The organism is Aestuariivivens insulae (assembly GCF_022662195.1).
GTDB lineage: Bacteria > Bacteroidota > Bacteroidia > Flavobacteriales > Flavobacteriaceae > Aestuariivivens > Aestuariivivens insulae.
The window spans coordinates 201,699-219,615 of the sequence record NZ_JAKMCS010000006.1; the positions used below are offsets into that span (position 1 = coordinate 201,699).

16 protein-coding genes are annotated in these 17,917 nt (G+C 38.3%); 11 read left to right on the top strand and 5 right to left on the bottom strand.

Features of this window, described 5'->3' with window-relative positions:
- The first annotated feature begins 22 nt into the window (after positions 1–22).
- The 5 genes from trmB to MR062_RS09660 all read left to right on the top strand — a co-directional run bounded on the left by trmB (position 23) and on the right by MR062_RS09660 (position 3,165).
- Positions 23–697: a tRNA (guanosine(46)-N7)-methyltransferase TrmB gene (gene trmB / locus MR062_RS09640; RefSeq protein ID WP_242203948.1), complete on the top strand. Its 675-nt coding sequence runs from the start codon at positions 23–25 to the stop codon at positions 695–697.
- Between the two features lie 2 nt (positions 698–699).
- Complete coding sequence (locus MR062_RS09645; protein ID WP_242203949.1) at positions 700–1,335, top strand: LysE family transporter; 636 nt, start codon at positions 700–702, stop codon at positions 1,333–1,335.
- Positions 1,332–1,661: an MGMT family protein gene (locus MR062_RS09650; protein WP_242203950.1), complete on the top strand. Its 330-nt coding sequence runs from the start codon at positions 1,332–1,334 to the stop codon at positions 1,659–1,661. Before MR062_RS09645 ends, MR062_RS09650 begins: the two co-directional genes overlap by 4 nt.
- 119 nt (positions 1,662–1,780) lie before the next feature.
- Positions 1,781–2,917 carry an Mrp/NBP35 family ATP-binding protein gene (locus MR062_RS09655; protein WP_242203951.1) on the top strand — a complete coding sequence of 379 codons (1,137 nt, stop codon included), beginning with the start codon at positions 1,781–1,783 and terminating at the stop codon, positions 2,915–2,917.
- Between the two features lie 2 nt (positions 2,918–2,919).
- The gene (locus MR062_RS09660; RefSeq protein ID WP_242203952.1) at positions 2,920–3,165 is read left to right on the top strand and encodes a NifU family protein; all 246 of its coding nucleotides are present in this window, start codon (positions 2,920–2,922) and stop codon (positions 3,163–3,165) included.
- Between the two features lie 179 nt (positions 3,166–3,344).
- Here MR062_RS09660 and MR062_RS09665 read toward each other — a convergent pair whose 3' ends face one another.
- The 3 genes from MR062_RS09665 to MR062_RS09675 form a co-directional block, all read right to left on the bottom strand.
- The gene (locus MR062_RS09665; RefSeq protein ID WP_242203953.1) at positions 3,345–4,688 is read right to left on the bottom strand and encodes a Gfo/Idh/MocA family protein; all 1,344 of its coding nucleotides are present in this window, start codon (positions 4,686–4,688) and stop codon (positions 3,345–3,347) included.
- Between the two features lie 6 nt (positions 4,689–4,694).
- Positions 4,695–6,083 (bottom strand): 3-keto-disaccharide hydrolase, encoded by a 1,389-nt coding sequence (locus tag MR062_RS09670; RefSeq protein ID WP_242203954.1) that lies wholly within the window; start codon positions 6,081–6,083, stop codon positions 4,695–4,697.
- 119 nt (positions 6,084–6,202) lie between these two features.
- Positions 6,203–7,243: a substrate-binding domain-containing protein gene (locus tag MR062_RS09675; RefSeq protein WP_242203955.1), complete on the bottom strand. Its 1,041-nt coding sequence runs from the start codon at positions 7,241–7,243 to the stop codon at positions 6,203–6,205.
- Between the two features lie 148 nt (positions 7,244–7,391).
- On the opposite strand from MR062_RS09675, the gene MR062_RS09680 reads away from it, so the two are divergent.
- Genes MR062_RS09680 through MR062_RS09705 form a run of 6 tightly spaced genes read left to right on the top strand, consistent with a single transcriptional unit; the run spans position 7,392 to position 13,614 of the window.
- Entirely contained in the window at positions 7,392–8,207 is an 816-nt protein-coding gene (locus MR062_RS09680) for an SDR family oxidoreductase (RefSeq protein WP_242203956.1), read from the top strand.
- Positions 8,208–8,224: 17 nt separating this feature from the next.
- Positions 8,225–9,388 carry a mannonate dehydratase gene (gene uxuA / locus MR062_RS09685; RefSeq protein WP_242203957.1) on the top strand — a complete coding sequence of 388 codons (1,164 nt, stop codon included), beginning with the start codon at positions 8,225–8,227 and terminating at the stop codon, positions 9,386–9,388.
- Positions 9,389–9,421: 33 nt separating this feature from the next.
- The gene (uxaC, locus tag MR062_RS09690; protein WP_242203958.1) at positions 9,422–10,834 is read left to right on the top strand and encodes a glucuronate isomerase; all 1,413 of its coding nucleotides are present in this window, start codon (positions 9,422–9,424) and stop codon (positions 10,832–10,834) included.
- Between the two features lies 1 nt (position 10,835).
- On the top strand, positions 10,836–11,813 hold the full coding sequence (locus tag MR062_RS09695) for a TRAP transporter substrate-binding protein (RefSeq protein ID WP_242203959.1): 978 nt from the start codon (positions 10,836–10,838) through the stop codon (positions 11,811–11,813).
- 2 nt (positions 11,814–11,815) lie between these two features.
- Positions 11,816–12,307, top strand: coding sequence for a TRAP transporter small permease (locus MR062_RS09700; RefSeq protein ID WP_242203960.1), 492 nt, complete (start codon positions 11,816–11,818; stop codon positions 12,305–12,307).
- A 2-nt stretch (positions 12,308–12,309) separates the two neighbouring features.
- On the top strand, positions 12,310–13,614 hold the full coding sequence (locus MR062_RS09705) for a TRAP transporter large permease (protein ID WP_242203961.1): 1,305 nt from the start codon (positions 12,310–12,312) through the stop codon (positions 13,612–13,614).
- Positions 13,615–13,668: 54 nt separating this feature from the next.
- Here MR062_RS09705 and MR062_RS09710 read toward each other — a convergent pair whose 3' ends face one another.
- Together MR062_RS09710 and nifJ are read right to left on the bottom strand one after the other, a co-directional pair.
- On the bottom strand, positions 13,669–14,049 hold the full coding sequence (locus MR062_RS09710; protein WP_242203962.1) for a HEPN domain-containing protein: 381 nt from the start codon (positions 14,047–14,049) through the stop codon (positions 13,669–13,671).
- A gap of 97 nt (positions 14,050–14,146) precedes the next feature.
- Entirely contained in the window at positions 14,147–17,677 is a 3,531-nt protein-coding gene (nifJ, locus tag MR062_RS09715) for a pyruvate:ferredoxin (flavodoxin) oxidoreductase (protein WP_242203963.1), read from the bottom strand.
- Positions 17,678–17,917: the final 240 nt, after the last annotated feature.

The following is a 17,917-nucleotide window of genomic DNA, read 5'->3' on the forward strand; positions in this document are numbered from 1 at the left end:
TAATTAAATTACAGAAACTTCAGTGGGTAGTAAAAATAAGCTAAAACGATTTAAGGAAAATGAAACGTTTGATAATGTGTTTCAACCAACACGGGATGAATTGGTTAACCAAGAATATCCTTTAAAGGGCCATTGGCGAAGTGCTTTTTTTAAAAACGACAATCCGTTGGTTTTGGAGTTGGGTTGTGGTAAAGGAGAATACTCCGTGGCATTGGCACAAAAATACCCAGACAAAAATTTTATAGGTATCGATATTAAAGGCGCCCGTTTTTGGAGAGGAGCCAAAACTGCTGTTGAAGAACAAATTTCTAATGTGGCTTTTTTACGAACCCAAATAGAGCTTATTGAGCATGCGTTTGCCAAAAATGAAGTAGACGAAATCTGGATAACCTTTCCAGACCCGCAAATAAAATATAAGCGCACTAAACACCGATTAACCAATGCCCAGTTTTTAGAGAGGTATAAAGCCATATTAAAACCAGAGGGTATCGTTAATTTAAAAACCGATAGCGAATTCATGCATGGGTATACGTTGGGTTTGTTACATGGAGCAGGGCATGAGGTACTTTATGCCAATCATGATGTCTATAAACAAGAAGGAAGTCCAGAAGAAGTAACGGGAATCCAAACGTTTTATGAAATGCAATATTTAGAGCAACAAAAACCAATTACCTATATTAGATTTAAAATCAAGTAAAATTGGATATTACATTTATTTTTTTTCTGGGTTTAATTATAGCGTTTATAGGGGTCGTTCCACCTGGTTTGTTAAACATGAGTGCTGCTAAAATAAGTCTTAAAGAAGGGCACGCAAGAGGGATTATGTTTTCCATAGGGGCTTGTGTGACCGTTTTTGCGCAAACCTATATAGCGGCCATTTTTGCTAGGTACCTAAGTAAACATACCGAAGTTGTTGAAATTTTACAGCGGGTAGCTTTTGTGGTTTTTGTGCTAATAACCATTTATTACTTGTTCATAGCAAAGTCTAAACCTAAGCAAGATATAGAGCCTAAAGTAAGAAGTAAGCACAGTCGGTTTTTCCACGGTGTGTTTTTGTCTGCAATAAATATGTTTCCTATTCCTTTTCAGGCTTATATGACTGTTACTTTAGCATCGGTTGGTTGGTTGGCTTTCGATACCATAAGTATCATATCTTATGTTTCTGGAGCAGCAATGGGTAGTTTCGTAATGTTGTACATGTATATTTTTTTCTTTGATAAAATTAAGAGCAAGTCGTTTACGTCCCAAAAAAATATGAACTATCTTATAGGTGGTATTACAGGAGTAATTTCAATTTTTACGCTAATCAATATCATTAAAGATTTAAGTTCGTGAAGCGGGATACTTTAAATTTTTTCGACAAAGTTTATGAGGTTGCCAAGCTAATCCCTTACGGCAGGGTAACCAGCTATGGGGCAATCGCTAAATATCTAGGAGCGGCGAGAAGTGCCCGTATGGTAGGTTATGCTATGAATGGGTCTTCGGGTAAAGATGTGCCGGCACACCGTGTAGTTAATAGAAAAGGGTTGCTTACGGGCAAACATCATTTTGATGGCACCAATTTAATGCAACAATTGTTGGAAAGCGAAGGTGTGCAAGTTATAGAAAACCAAATTCAAAATTTCGAAAAAGTGTTTTGGGATCCTGCTAAGGAATTGTAATTGTTTCCAAGATTTTTTAAAATTACAAATACTTAAATTGGTAAAACTTATAGCTTAAGTATTAAGTCTTCCAGCTTTATTAGTTATATTTGCACTTTAGAATGATTCTTAATAAAACAATGAAACTGAATAAATTAGAGATATTAAAGGCATTGGAGACCATTACGGTACCTGGCGAAGGGCAGAATATGGTGGAGAGCGGTGCAGTAAAAAATGTGGTTGTTTTTGGAGACGAAGTTGTGGTGGACATTACCATAAAGAACCCAAGTTTGCAAGCTAAAAAACGCACGGAAGTCGATATTTTAAAAACCATTCACGACCAGGTTTACGAAAAAGCTAAAATCACGGTAAATGTAAAGGTAGAAGCGCCAGAGCAACCAAAAGCTAATGTTATTAAAGGGAAACCTATACCGGGTATTCAAAATATTATAGCTGTGGCATCGGGTAAAGGTGGTGTTGGTAAATCTACAGTAACAGCAAATGTGGCCGTTACCCTTGCTAAAATGGGTTTTAAAGTAGGAGTTTTAGATGCCGATATTTATGGGCCTTCTATGCCTATTATGTTCGATGTTGAAGCCGAACGCCCATTGGCTGTAAATGTTGATGGTAAATCCAAAATGAAGCCTATTGAGAATTATGGTGTAAAGATGTTATCCATTGGATTTTTTACACAACCAAACCAAGCTGTAGTTTGGCGTGGGCCTATGGCAGCTAAAGCATTAAACCAAATGATATTCGATGCGCATTGGGGAGAACTTGACTTCTTATTATTGGATTTGCCGCCAGGTACAGGCGATATCCATTTAAGTATCATGCAGTCACTTCCCATCACCGGGGCTGTAGTAGTAAGTACACCCCAAAATGTAGCGTTGGCCGATGCTAAAAAAGGAGTCGCCATGTTTCAGCAGGAAAGTATTAGTGTGCCTGTTTTAGGGATCATTGAAAATATGGCTTATTTTACACCAGAGGAATTGCCAGATAACAAATATTATATTTTTGGCAAGGAAGGTGCTAAAAATTTGGCAGAGGATTTAGAAGTGCCATTTTTAGGCGAAATACCTTTGGTGCAAAGTATTAGGGAGGCTGGCGATGTTGGTCGTCCCGCAGCATTGCAAACGGCTACAGCATCAGAGCAGGCCTTTGAAACATTAACTAAAAATGTAGTACAGGAAGTGGTAAGGCGCAATGATAATTTGCCGCCTACCGAAGCTATAAAAATAACAACAATGGCTGGATGTTCGGCAGTTAAAAAATAAATATGACTACAGAAGAACTAAAATTGAATGTCGAAAAAGCCCTAGACGAAATCCGCCCTTTTTTACAAAGTGATGGCGGGGATATTTCATTATTGTCTATCGAAGACGATAAATTAGTTAGGGTACAACTACAAGGCGCTTGCGTAGGCTGTAATGTTAACCAGATGACCTTAAGGTCTGGTGTGGAAATGACCATAAAGAAGTATGCGCCTCAAATAGAGCAGGTTATCAATATTGTAGAAGCGTAAAAAAAGCTTTCTGAAAAGTAACTTATCTTGTTATTCAGATGGTCGTTTTATGTTTTAATTGAAATTGGTAAGACCACTATATTGCTTTAATATAAAACCCCACAGGTTTTCAAAACCTGTGGGGTTTATAGTTTTAACTTATTGTAAACGTTTATGTATTCTAAGTTTATTTTAGAAGATTAAAGTTTAGGTTCCCATCCCGGTTCATAAGTACGTGACCATAATTTCATGGCATCGCGATCAAAGATACGGCCAGTGGTTTCATCAACATCAAACGATTTTCCTATGCGAGAAGCTATGTTAGCATAATGTGTCATTGCCTGACTTATAGCACCTTGAAGAATAGGGGAGTTTAATCTTTCTTTACCTCGAATGGTTTCAAAAAAGTTAACGGCATGACGTGTTGACAAATTACCGCCACCACCAAGAGCAATACCACTTTCCTTACTTTCAGATTGGCTGTCTTTAATGAGTTTTCCTTTCAGATCAAATAAACTATAACCACTGCGGTCTATAAATACAGAGCCATTCGAGCCATGTATAATGGTGCCACGCCCTTTGCCGTATTTGTTGTAGTTGTTTCTACTTTGACAATCCCATTGTATAAAGCGATTATTGGAAAATCTAAAGGTGGCTTCCATGGTGTCGTACATTTCCCAGCCATCATCTTTGTAATGATATTTTCCGGATAGCACGTTAACATGTTCGGGGTATTTTACATCTAAGGCCCAACGTGCTATGTCAAGCTCATGTGTGGCGTTATTTCCCATTTCGGCAGTACCGTAATCCCATCCGTACCAATGCCAGTTATAGTCCCATGTATCATCTGTATAGGCTCTACGTGGTGCGGGTCCTTGGAACAGGTCCCAATCTAAACCTTCCGGGGGAGCTGTTTGTGTTTGTTTAGGGACTTCACCTCGGCTATTTACATAAAAAGCAATGGCTTTGTACACATCACCTATAACGCCGTTGTGAATGTCTTTTATGATTTCGGTGGTTTCTAGGGACGAACGTTGTTGATTTCCCATTTGAACCACTTTGTTGTACTTTTCTTGAGCAGCAACGACCAATTCATTTTCATGACCGTTATGGCTACAAGGTTTTTCTAAATATACATGTTTTCCAGCCTGCATTGCCATTATGGCTCCTGGGGTGTGCCAATGGTCGGGTGTAGCGTTGAAAACGGCATCAACATCTTTGTCTTCCAAAACCTTGCGAATGTCGTTTTCCAGAGTCGGTTTATTTTTAATGTGCTTAGCGACATAAGTGGCCGCTTTTTCCCTTTGGCTTTTCATAACATCACATAAATAGAGTAAACGAACGTTGCTTTCTTTTAATGCGATTGGTTCAATATACGCGCCATAACGTCTACCCAAGCCTTGAATGGCTACATTAATACGATCGTTGGCTCCTACTATGTTGGAGTAACTCTTTGCAGACATGGCATTAATACTATGGCTAAATGTTAGACCCACAGCACCTGCCGCTGTTTTCTTTATAAAATCTCTTCTATTTGTACTCATCACTAATTAGTTTTTGTCGTTGTTAATTGGACGTATTTTTATATTTCTGAAGGATACTAAATCACCATGGTCCTGTAGTAGGATATGGCCCTTTTCAGCTTCCCCAAAATTGGGCCATTTGGCATATTTACTTTCTTTAACCAATTGTCGGTAAGCATCACTTTTACGTTCATATTCCAATACCTTCATGCCATTTAACCAATGTTCTACATGGTTGTTTTTAGAAACAATTCTCGCGGTATTCCATGATCCTATTGGATTAACAGGCTTATTGGGGTCGGCTTTAATTAAATCGTAAAGCGAAGCTATGGTTCTGCTGCCTTCATGGTTCCCCAGTTTAGCATCAGGATGCTTGGCATCATCAAGGATTTGAAATTCCAATCCAATGGCAGAGCCAGTTCCTTTATTAAGTTCGGTATCCACATAGTATTTAATGCCGCTATTGGCGCCTTCGGTAATTTTAAAATCTACTTTTAGTTCAAAATCACCGTAAAGAACTTCGGTTACAATATCGCCTCCTGCATTGGACTCTTCACCACCAGAGGACAAAACCGTTAACTCACCATTCTCTATCTTCCATCCTTTTTCAGGAAATGTTTCTAGCTTGGCACCACGCCATCCGTTAGTCGTTTTGCCATCCCAAAGCAGTTGCCAGCCATTTTTTTCTTCATCGGCAGTTAAACTGTTCTTAGTGTATTTAGGGGTAATGGTTGTTGGCGTGCTATATTTTTCAACCTCGGTGGTTATTATTTTTACATTTTTCCACATAACTTGGGTTCCATTTTTTTCGGTATCCTTTCCTATACCATGTACTTGCAAGCCTATAAAACCACTGGCTGTTTTATCGTCTATTAGGTAAGCGGCAGGAACGTCATTAATCCATGTTTTAAGAGTGTCTCCAATGGCCTCAATTCTGTATTTGTTCCAGTCGTTTTGTTTGAACGCTTTTTGAGCGGCTGGATTCTCAGTTAATGGGTATAACCAACCTCTTCTCGCTTCATCATAAATACCACAACTCCAGGCTCTCTCTGAAGGGTCAATTTCTATTTGATAACCATGAACCCTGCCATTTAGATAGGAAGGAAGGCTATTGCTGCGTATTTGAATTCCTGAGTTTAATTTTGGATCTACTTTGTATTCAAGTTCAAGGATAAAATCGCCATACATTTTATCGGAACATAAAAAGGTGTTAGGGGTGTTAAGTGTAGATGTACCTACAATAGCATTGTCCTTAACTTCATAGGTTGCTTGACCTCCTTTAGTATGCCATCCATTAAGGGTCTTACCATCGAATAAGTCGACCCAGGGCTCGGATGTTTTCTTGGATTCGTTGCAACTTGTAAGTAATAGAACTGCAATTAACGAAAAGAATCCTGTGATTTTAAGTTGTTTCATGTTGATGTTGTTTTAGTTTGAATATTCTAGTTTGTGTTTAGTTATATTTTTAAAGGGTTATCGATAAATAAACGTGTACGTACACGAAAATAAAAAATATTTGATGATTAAGTTGATTTCTAGTTAAAATTTACATTCTCTTTGGTTAGTATTTCTATGGGTGAAAATATCTTTTGCTCGGGAGCTTTCTTTTCTATTAAATAATCGCTCATTAAAATAATCGATTTGTAACCTTGGTCGAATGGTTTTTGTGAGATTAGAAAAGACACTTTGTCTTCCTCCAGACATTTAATGTTTTGGTCTGTGCCATCAAAGCCTATTAAGGCCAGTTTTTTGCTGGAGATTGCAGACAGGCAATAGGCAAAAGTTGAGATACGGCTACTGGGTACATAGATGCCATTAATGGAAGGGGTGTCTTTTAATATTTTTTTTAGTTTTTGCTTTAATCGTTCGGTGTTCCTTAAATCAATAATGTTTGCAATGGTACTGCTAATCGATATATTTTTGTTGATGAAATAATCGTTAAAACCATGTATGCGTTCGGAAATGGCATAATGGTTGTCGGCATTTAACCTAGTATGTATAATGAGGACAGAGCAGTTGTCCTTTAGGCACAAATGCATTAGCTTGCCAGCTAAAAGCCCACCTTTAAAGGCATTTTGCCCAATAAAGGATATGTTGTTAAAGCCTTCAAGGTCAACATTTATAAATAGATAAGGAATGTTTTTTTTCTCTAATATTTTTGTGATTTGTGTGGTTTCTTTTTTAAATATTGGAGCAATGACAACCCCATCTGGTTCAGATGCTATTAAAGTACCAAAAGTATTTATGTATGAAGCGGCATCGAATTGGTCAAAGCTAAAATTTTCAACAGTGACACCAAACTTTTCGACATTTTCCTGTGCGTTTTGTGTACCCATCAAAGGAGCTTTCCAAAAGGTGTTTTCCTCATCATATTGAGGGAGTAAGGTGGCAATTTTAAGTTTTTTGTTAAGTGCCAATGAGCTGGCAATCTTATTGGTCTTAAAATTGTACTTTTTTATAATGGCATTAACCTTTTCGGCTGTCTTTTTTGAAACCCCATCACGTTTGTGGAGAACCCTATCTACGGTTCCGGCTGAAACGCCAGCTTCTTTAGCTATGTCATTTATGGTAATCATTCGTACTTAATTAACAATGTTGGCAACTTTCGTAGCATGATATGTCTTAAGGACTTTACGAATCAATGGTAAATTGTAGTAAAATCATTTTTTATACTATATTTGCGTGTGCGAACACGAAACAAAAATACAAATAAACAAAAAAATAATGAATTCACTTTTTAATATTAAGGATCATGTCATTTTAGTTACGGGCGCTTGTGGCGTGTTGGGAGGAAGTATTGCCGAGTATTTATTGAAAAAAGAAGCCATAGTAGTGCTTTTGCATTATAAAGAAGACCCTTTAGTGGCAGCAGTAGAAGATTTAAAACACAAAGGATATCGTGCAGACGGATTTGTTTGTAATGTGTTGGATGAAAATAGTTTAAGGGCTACATGCGAGCAAATTGTATCAAAGTACCAAAGGATAGATGTGCTTATCAATGCAGCAGGTGGTAACAGGCCAGGGGCGACCATTGGAGAAGATCAAACCATATTTGATCTGAAAATGGAGGATTTCAAGGCTGTTACCGATTTAAATTTAAACGGAACGGTGATCCCTTCAATCGTTTTTGGTGAAGTCATGGCCAAACAAAAGAAGGGGGTTATTATAAATTATTCGTCAATGGCTGTAGATCGTGCTATAACTAGGGTGGCTGGATATTCTGCAGCAAAAGCAGCCATGGAGAACTTTACCCGTTGGATGGCTGTTGAGATGGCTACAAAGTACGGTGATGGTATTAGGGTGAATGCTATAGCGCCCGGGTTTTTTATCGGTAATCAAAACAGGCGTTTGCTAACCAATGAAGATGGTTCCTATACACAACGGGGTAACGATATTGTACGGAATACACCAATGAAACGCTTTGGTGAAGCAGATGAATTGCATGGCGCTGTTCAATTTTTGTGTAGTGAGGCCTCTAAATTTATAACCGGGGCTGTTATACCAATAGATGGAGGATTTAGTGCTTTTAGTGGGGTTTAATTAATTATTGAAAAAGAATGAAAGAGACTTTTAGGTGGTATGGTGTAAAGGATACCGTAAGTTTATCTGATATCAAACAAGCAGGAACAACAGGTGTGGTAACTGCATTACATCATATACAAAATGGTGAGATCTGGGAAATAGATGAAATCTTAAAGGTGAAACGTGCTGTAGAGGATGCGGGGTTAGAATGGTCTTTTATTGAAAGTATTCCCATTCATGAAAGCATAAAACTAAGAAAGGGAGATTATTTACAACGTATTGAAAACTATAAGCAAAGTATCATCAATGTAGCCCAATGTGGTATTAAGCATGTGTGTTATAATTTTATGCCTGTGCTGGATTGGACCAGAACGCATCTGTTTTGGGAGTTGGAGGATGGGAGTACAGCTTTGCGTTTTGATAAGGTAGATATGGCTGTTTTTGAATGTCATATTATAGCATTAAATGGAAGTGAGGAAGCATATTCCGAAGAAGTTCTAAAAAAAGCAGAAGAACGGTTTTCCAAAATGACGCCAGAGGAAAAACAGCGACTGGAAGATGGCGTGTTAAAAGGCTTGCCAGGTACAGTAGACGATCTTACGATTCCAGAATTTAAAGAAATGATCGCGCAATACGATGGTGTTACGCATCAAGATTTAAAAGCAAATTTATCTTACTTTTTAAATCAGGTAATACCAGTGGCCGAAGCACATGGCGTTAAAATGGCCATTCATCCAGATGATCCACCTTTCGATATTATGGGCTTGCCCAGGATTATAAAATCGGAAAAGGACTTAGAGGATTTGGTGAATTTTATTGATAGCCCTTCCAACGGCATCACATTTTGTACGGGCTCATTAGGGGCCAATCCAGAAAATGACCTTCCTGCTATGATTGAGAAATTTGGAGATCGAATCCATTTTCTGCATTTACGTAACGTAAAGCGCGAAAGTGATGGAAGTTTTTATGAAGATAACCATTTGGAAGGTTCATCCGATATGTATGATATTGTCAAAGCGGTTCTAAAACTAGAAAAACGCAGAGGTGTGTCATTACCAATGCGACCGGATCATGGACATCAAATGCTTGACGATTTGAAAAAGGATACCATACCCGGTTACTCCGCTATAGGAAGATTACGCGGTCTTGCAGAAATACGCGGATTGGCATTGGGAATTAAAAGGAGTTTAGATCTGTAGCCCAAAACTAAAAAGAACCATAAATAACAATAAATGGCCCAAATAAATTCAAACGCTTTTATAACTGATAATTTTTTGTTGCAATCCAAGGAGGCCGAGGTGTTATATCACCAGTATGCTAAGGATATGCCTATTATAGATTACCATAACCATTTATCGGCTAAGGAAATTGCAGAAGATAAACCTATAGGCAATATCACTAAGGCTTGGTTGGCTGGCGATCATTATAAATGGCGGGCTATGAGAGCGAATGGTGTTGAAGAAACCTTTATTACCGGACCGGCATCTTTGGACGAGAAATTCCTAAAATGGGCAGAAACGGTGCCTTATACGCTTCGAAATCCTTTGTTCCATTGGACACAGTTAGAATTGAAGCGCTACTTCGGTATCGATGCTATTTTACAATTGGATACCGCTAAGGAAATTTATGAAAAGGCAAATGCAGTTTTGGCATCCAAAACACCAGCGCAATTATTGAAAGATATGAATGTTGAATTGGTCTGTACTACAGATGATCCATCCGATACATTAGAATATCACAAACAAATAGCTAAAGGCAATTTTTTTACAAAAGTGTTGCCTACATTCCGTCCCGATGAATTGTTTTTTATTGGCCAGTCTAGATATGTAAGCTATTTAAAAAAGCTGGAAGCCTGCGTGGCATTTTCCATAGATAGTCTTTCAGATTTATTAAAAGCCATTGATAGCCGGATAGCTTATTTTCATGACCATGGTTGTCGATTGAGTGATTATGGAATTGGGGATGCTATTGATTTTATTGAAGCAACAGAGGGCGAAGTTACCGCTGTTTTTGATAAGTTTTTAAAGGGAGTAACATTATCTAATACTGAAGTTAATAAATATAGAAGTTATTTGTTGTTGCACTTAGGAAAGCAATACCACAAAAGAAATTGGGTGCAACAATACCATTTGGGAGCTTTAAGAGATAATAATAGTCGATTGAAAGAACAGGTTGGAGCCGATGTTGGATGCGATTCTATTGCAGACTACCCTTGGGCCACAGCAATGTCCAGGTTGTTCAATGCGTTGGATGCTACAGACCAATTGGCAAAAACTGTTACCTATAATTTAAATCCATCACAAAATGAAGTCTTTGCAACCATGATGGGGAATTTTAGTGAAGGCGGTGTGCCTGGAAAAATGCAATGGGGCTCCGGTTGGTGGTTTTTAGACCAGAAAGACGGGATCGAAAAGCAATTAAACACTTTGTCCAATATGGGTCTATTAAGCAGATTTGTAGGGATGTTAACCGATAGCCGAAGCTTTCTGTCCTTCCCAAGACACGAGTATTTCAGGCGTATATTATGTAATTTGATTGCTGAAGATATAAACAAAAGGTTAGTGCCAAATGATATGGTATTTTTAGGAAAAATGATACAGGATATTTGTTACAATAATGCGGTAAACTATTTTGAATTCAATTAGTATGATACGATATAAAGCACTAATTATAACAGTTCTCTTATTTGGCCTTTGGTCCTGTAAAAAGGAATCGGGAACAAAAATGATGTATTTGGCCCATAGTTTACCACAAACACACCCTGTTCATAAAGGTATTTTAAAGTTTCAGGAAGCACTGCACAAGAAGTCGGATGGAAAACTGAAAGTTAAGATTTTTCCAGATGGTCAATTAGGATCCGAACGGGAAGTGCTGGAGTTGCTACAAATAGGAAGTGTGGCCATTACTAAAGTAAGTGCTGCGACCTTGTCTAATTTTGTGCCGGAATATAATGTGCTAGGCATTCCCTATTTATTTCGGGATAAAGCACATCAGTTTGGTGTGTTGGAAGGGCCAATAGGAAAGTCGATCTTGGAAAAAGGAAGTAAATTCTGGTTACGGGGCTTGTGTTATTACGATGCAGGGAGCCGGAGTTTTTATACCAAGGATAAAGCCATACGAACCCCCGAGGATTTAAAGGGATTAAAGATACGGGTAATGAACAATCAAATGGCCATTAATATGGTTAATGCCTTGGGAGGATCGGCGACACCATTAGCCTATGGCGAGTTATATACGGCTATACAACAAGGTGTTGTTGATGGGGCGGAAAACAATCCGCCTTCTTTTGTGTCTTCCAATCATTATGAAGTAAGTAAATACTATACTCTAGATCAGCATTCGGCGGTGCCAGATGTACTCATTATGGGGACGAAATATTGGGATAAATTATCAGATGAAGAAAAGCAATGGGTGGAAGCGGCAGCGGCAGAATCTTCAGAGGCACAGAAACAATATTGGAATGAATCTGTTGCCGAATCCATGCAAAAAGCAAAAGATAATGGTGTTGAAATCATTATTCCCGATAAATCATTGTTTGCCGAACAATCGAAATCTGTTTTGGAAACCTTCGAAAAGGAATACCCCGATATGGCAGATCTAGTACATCAAATAAAAGCACAATAACTATGAAGCAAATAGATTCGTTATTCAATAAGATAAATCGCCTAATCGAAGTTTTCCTGATTGGTATTTTTGGTCTTTTGGTGGTAGATGTATTGTGGCAGGTTTTTTCACGCTATATTCTAAAGGCTTCATTTTCGTGGACTGAAGAGTTGGCAAGGTTTTCCCTAATTTGGCTGTCCATTCTTGGAGCTGCTTATTTAAATGCAAAGCGAGCGCATTTGTCAATGGATTTTGTATATCAAAAGCTTTCAGAAAAAAATAGAAAGAAAGTACTGCTCATTGTTGAAGTGCTCATTTTTTTATTTGCTGCAATTGTTATGTTAGGAGGAGGCATTAACCTGGTGTATATTACATTGCACCTCGACCAACTTTCAGGAACTTTACAGGTGCCCTTGGGCTATGTTTATGCTGTTTTGCCCTTTAGCGGATTTCTAATTATGTGTTTTTCAATATATCACATGTCAAAAATTTATACGAACCAACTAGTCGATTAATTATGAGCATTGAAGTTATAAGTATATTAGTTCTGTTTTTAAGCTTTTTTGTACTACTGCTGCTAAAGGTGCCAGTAGCTTATAGTATTGGGATTTCAACCACTATTAGCCTATTGTTAAATATAGATCGATTGCCGGGGTTAACTACCATTGCACAACGCATGACGACTGGGATTGATAGCTTTGCATTGCTGGCCATTCCGTTTTTTGTGTTGGCTGGTGAGATAATGAAACGCGGTGGGATAGCTAACAGACTTATAAATTTTGCAAAATCGCTGGTGTCAAGTCTGCCAGGTGGTTTGGCTTATGTGAATATATTAGCCTCTATGTTGTTTGGAGCCATTTCAGGGTCGGCGCTGGCAGCGACTTCTGCCATAGGAAGTATTATGACCGATAGAATGGAGGAAGAAGGTTTGCCAAGATCTTTTAGCGCATCGGTAAACATCACCTCTTCAACAACAGGCTTATTGATACCGCCGAGTAATATTTTAATTGTTTTCGCTCTGGCAAGTGGCGGCTCGGCATCGGTTGCGGCATTGTTTATTGCGGGATATTTGCCGGGAATTTTATTAGGCCTTGCGCTAATGGGCTATGTTGCGTTTGTTGCCATAAAAAGAGATTTTGTAAAGGGAACACGAGCCAGTTTTTCTGAAGTTTGGGGGTATTTTAGTAAGGCCTTATTTAGTTTATTGCTGCTGGTAGTGGTTGTAGGAGGAATAGTGGCCGGAATTTTTACAGCTACCGAAGCGTCTGTTATTGCTGTTTTGTATGCCGCCGTTTTAGCATTGATTTATGGTGATGTGAGCACTAAAGATTTTCCGGATATTTTGCTTACAAGTGCCAAAACTACGGCGGTGGTTATGTTTTTAATATGCACCTCTATGGCCATGTCCTGGTTGTTTTCTTTTGAAAGCATACCAGAATTAATGAGTAACTTCCTATTAAGTCAGTTTAGTAACAAGTTTGCCATATTTTTAGTAATAAATATAGTGTTATTGGTAGTGGGAACTTTTATGGACATGACCCCAGCAGTGCTAATATTTACCCCAATTTTCTTGCCAGTTGTAGTAGCATTGGGGATGGAGCCTGTGCACTTTGGAATTGTAATGGTACTTAATCTCTGCATTGGTTTGTGTACGCCTCCTGTTGGAACTATTCTCTTTGTAGGAAGTGGTATTGCCAATATATCGGTTACTCAAGTTATAAAACCGTTGATTCCTTTTTTAATAATTATGGTCATTGTATTGTTGTTGATAACCTTTATTCCTGAAATATCCCTGTTTTTACCACGATTGTTTGACCTATAAGTGTAACAAGTAGTAATTAATAGTTATTAGGATTTGATTATTGATGTTAAAATCTTAATTGGTTATTAATTTCACCTCTTTTAAAAAAGCATATAAGTTATTTGCTGTTGCAAAGCAGGTATTAACTTTGGAAACTTCTGTACAATACTTGGAGTCGATTTCGTGGTGTGTACAATTCAAATCGGAAAAATCCAATTTCTCGAAATCTTTATTTACCTTTTTACATTCTTTTAACAACTGATTTATTGTTATGAAAGGCGTAGTGTCTATGCCATTTTTGTACAAATAGCCTTTTAAAAAATTCATAATGGCAAATTGCGAGTTTTTGCAAACAGAATAAGGTACAATATCCTCTTCGGGTCTATATAATTCTTTATTTGCTTTGTTTAAGCTTTGAAAAGCTCTGTCGAATAAGGCGTTGGCTTCATTTTTCATGACATTAAATTTTAAATTTTAGTTTTTGGTTGCCCCCGAACATTATATAATGTTCGGGGGCAACCATATCAATAGTTGTAACAGAAGTAGACTTGTGTTATAAACCTCTATAGAGTTCTAAACGTTCCCATTTTGTTTCTACTTCTTCCTGTGCTTGTTTAAGAAGGGTTGCCCCTAATTGCGGATTGTCTTTAGCGACCCTTGAAAACCGTGTTTCGTTATACATAAACTCTTTAATAGGTATGCTAGGTTGCTTGGAGTCTAGCTTGAATTTTTTGCCTTTAGGTTTAGATGGGTCAAATCTAAACAACGCCCAATAACCACTTTCTACGGCTTTTTCTTGTTGGAAAGCACCGTCTTTAAGGTCGTAGCCATGCTCGCCACAGTGCGAATAAGCTATAATTAGTGATGGACCTGGGTAAGCTTCTGCTTCCTCAATAGCTCTAAGAGTATGAAGGTCCTTAGCACCAATGGCTACTTGGGCTACATATACGTTTTCATAAGAAACCGCTTGTAAGGCTAAATTTTTCTTACAGGTACGTTTGCCAGAAACAGAGAATTTGGCACTAGCTCCTAAAGGCGTAGCTTTAGAGGTTTGCCCTCCGGTATTGGAATATACTTCGGTATCCAAAACCAAAATGTTTATGTTTTCGCCAGAAGCCAAAACATGATCTATACCGCCATAACCAATATCATAGGCCCAACCATCTCCGCCAAGGATCCAAACCGATTTCTTACGTAAGTATTCGGTGAGTTGCAATAGTTTTTTGGCTTCGGGAGAATTTATTGTGGCTAATTTATCTTTGAGTATTTCCAGATTTTTAAAGTTTTCTGTTTTTTCAGCTTCGTTGTGTTCCGGGTTATCGAGTATGGCACGGGTTAATTCGGTTCCAACTTCTTTTTCTAGGTCTTTCAGAAATTGAGTGGCGATTTCCTGTTTTTTGGAAAGTGCCAGTTTCATGCCTAGACCAAACTCGGCATTATCTTCAAATAATGAATTAGCCCAAGCTGGTCCTCTGCCAAAGGCATTGGTTTTGTAAGGTGTGGTAGGTAAATTGCCGCCATAAATAGAAGAGCAGCCAGTAGCATTAGCTATTAAAATGCTGTCGCCATAAAGTTGTGTCAACAGTTTTATATAAGGTGTTTCGCCACAACCAGAGCAAGCTCCTGAAAATTCAAATAAGGGTTCTAGGAATTGGGAGCCTTTAAGGTTAGTAATCTGTAATTCGCTTCTATTGTAATCCGGTAGATTAATAAAGTAATCCCAATTCATGCCTTCCTTGGTTTCAGTATCCAATTTTTTATGCATGTTTATTGCCTTAAAGTTTGGATCTTCTTTGCTTACTGCTGGACAGAATGATACACAAAGGTCACAGCCCGTACAATCTTGCGGCGATACTTGTAACACGTAAGACTCTGTTTCCTTATCAAAAGGCCTTCCTTTGGCTGGGACAGACTTTAACGATGCAGGGGCTTGTGCTAACTCGGTATTGGAAACCACTTTAGCCCTAATGGCAGCATGCGGACAAATGGCAACACACTTGTTGCATTGTGTACACAGGGCTTCGTCATCCCAAATAGGTATGAAATCTGCTATGCCACGCTTTTCGTATTGTGTTGTTCCTGTTGGGAAGGTACCATCTATAGGGAATGCGCTTACGGGGAGTTCGTCGCCTTTACCAGCTAAAATTTTGCCTAATACTTCTTTAACGAATGGATCATCAGTACCAGTCATCATGGATTTTAAAGTCTCGTTACTGGTAATTTGTTTTGGGTAATCTACTTTTTGGAGATTTTCTAAAGATTGATCTACCGCATTAAAGTTCATTTGTACAATCTTGTCACCTTTTTTGGAATAAGACTTTACAATGGCATCCTTAATTTTTTGGATGGCCTCTTTCTTAGGCAATACGCCAGAAATAGCAAAAAAACAGGTTTGTAGAATGGTATTCGTGCGTTTGCCTAAATTCGTATTATGGGCTACTTTGGAGGCATCAATAACATAGAAGTCTATGTCGTTTTTTATAATTTCCTCTTGCATGATTTTGGGAAGTTTGTCCCAAATAGCATCCTTGTCGTAAGGTGCATTTAATAAAAATGTCCCTCCTTTTTTAATATGATTAAGGATGTCGTATTTTTCAATAAAGTTAAACTGATGGCAGGCTACGAAATCAGCTTTATGGATAAGGTAGGTTGAGTGTATGGGTTCTGGGCCAAAGCGTAAGTGTGAAACCGTTTGTGCTCCTGCTTTTTTAGAGTCGTAAACAAAATAACCTTGAACGTAATTATCTGTAGTTTCTCCAATAATTTTTATGGAGTTTTTGTTGGCTCCTACGGTACCGTCTGAGCCTAGTCCGAAGAACATACAGTTAAAGGTATTTTTAGTTGTTTTGAAAGGAGTTCCTATATCTAAGCTAGTGTATGAAACATCATCATTTATACCAACGGTAAAGTGATTTTTGGGTTTTTCTAGGTCTAAATTATCGAAAACAGCCTTAACCATGGCTGGATCGAATTCTTTAGAGGATAGGCCATAACGGCCACCAACAACCAGTGGCATATCCCGATCACTTTCGGTAAAGGCGGTAACCACATCTTGGTATAATGGTTCGCCTATGCTTCCGGGTTCTTTTGTTCTGTCCAATACAGCTACTTTTTTAACCGTATGGGGTATGGCTTCTACAAAGTGATTAATAGAGAATGGCCTGAACAATCTAACAATTATAGCTCCAACCTTTTTGCCATTTTTGGATAAGGCATTAACAGTCTCGATAGCAGGGCCCTGTCCTGAACCCATAATGACAACAATTTTTTCGGCTTCGGGGTGTCCTATATAATAAAAGAGGCTGTATTGTCTTCCAGTGTGCTTGTAGAATTCATCCATAGTATTTTGAACAACACTGGGAACTTTTTTATAATGTGTATTGGTTGCTTCTCTGGCTTGGAAGAATACATCTGGATTTTGTGAGGTGCCCCTAACTACAGGATGGTCTGGGTCTAGGGCGCGTTTCTTGTGCTTTAAGATTTCGTCTTCGGGCATCATGGCTTTGATGGTGTTGTCTGAAATGGCATCAATTTTCGATATTTCGTGCGATGTTCTAAAGCCGTCAAAAATATTTAAGAAAGGGATTCTGGTTCTTAAAGTAGCTACTTGTGCAATTAGAGCCAAGTCATGAGCTTCTTGAACAGAACCGCCAAATAACATGGCAAATCCAGTTTGGCGTGTAGCCATAACGTCTGAATGGTCACCAAAAATAGATAGGGCATGGGTTGCTACCGTTCTTGCGGCCACGTGTATAACAGCAGGTAATAATTCGCCGGCAATTTTATACATATTAGGAATCATTAATAAAAGCCCTTGGGAAGCTGTAAAAGTAGTAGTAAGTGCACCACCTTGTAAGGATCCATGAACTGCTCCCGAGGCGCCCCCTTCACTTTGCATTTCAACAATTCTAGGAATATTTCCCCAAATATTCTTTTCACCATTGGCACTAAAAACATCTACGTGTTCTCCCATTGGTGATGCAGGTGTAATAGGGTAAATGGCACAAACCTCATTAGTTTTGTGGGCAACTCTAGCTACAGCTTCATTAGCATCGCAGATGAGCTTTTTAATTTTTGCTTCCATAATAGTATACTTTATTGAATAAGAGGAGGAAAGTTAAGCACTAAATGAATTAAATACTATGACATATGTCAGTTGTAAATTGTAGATTGTCAATCTTTTAAATATGGTGATGTTAAAAGGGGTGATATGCTATAAACTTTGTGCTGGTAGACTATAACAAACAGGTGTTGGGTTAAGAGTTTTGGGCTTTTCTGTGAGAAAGCCTTAAAGTGAAGGGATTTGTTTTATATAATATAGAGG

Bases quoted from the DNA above. Each gene is read 5' to 3' on its own strand.
- MR062_RS09710 (WP_242203962.1), bottom strand. From the start codon at position 14,049: ATGAAAAATGAAGCCAACGCCTTATTCGACAGAGCTTTTCAAAGCTTA.
- MR062_RS09660 (WP_242203952.1), top strand. From the start codon at position 2,920: ATGACTACAGAAGAACTAAAATTGAATGTCGAAAAAGCCCTAGACGAA.
- MR062_RS09695 (WP_242203959.1), top strand. From the start codon at position 10,836: ATGATACGATATAAAGCACTAATTATAACAGTTCTCTTATTTGGCCTT.
- MR062_RS09655 (WP_242203951.1), top strand. From the start codon at position 1,781: ATGAAACTGAATAAATTAGAGATATTAAAGGCATTGGAGACCATTACG.
- MR062_RS09665 (WP_242203953.1), bottom strand. From the start codon at position 4,688: ATGAGTACAAATAGAAGAGATTTTATAAAGAAAACAGCGGCAGGTGCT.
- MR062_RS09705 (WP_242203961.1), top strand. From the start codon at position 12,310: ATGAGCATTGAAGTTATAAGTATATTAGTTCTGTTTTTAAGCTTTTTT.
- MR062_RS09700 (WP_242203960.1), top strand. From the start codon at position 11,816: ATGAAGCAAATAGATTCGTTATTCAATAAGATAAATCGCCTAATCGAA.
- MR062_RS09670 (WP_242203954.1), bottom strand. From the start codon at position 6,083: ATGAAACAACTTAAAATCACAGGATTCTTTTCGTTAATTGCAGTTCTA.
- MR062_RS09675 (WP_242203955.1), bottom strand. From the start codon at position 7,243: ATGATTACCATAAATGACATAGCTAAAGAAGCTGGCGTTTCAGCCGGA.
- uxaC (WP_242203958.1), top strand. From the start codon at position 9,422: ATGGCCCAAATAAATTCAAACGCTTTTATAACTGATAATTTTTTGTTG.
- nifJ (WP_242203963.1), bottom strand. From the start codon at position 17,677: ATGGAAGCAAAAATTAAAAAGCTCATCTGCGATGCTAATGAAGCTGTA.
- MR062_RS09680 (WP_242203956.1), top strand. From the start codon at position 7,392: ATGAATTCACTTTTTAATATTAAGGATCATGTCATTTTAGTTACGGGC.
- uxuA (WP_242203957.1), top strand. From the start codon at position 8,225: ATGAAAGAGACTTTTAGGTGGTATGGTGTAAAGGATACCGTAAGTTTA.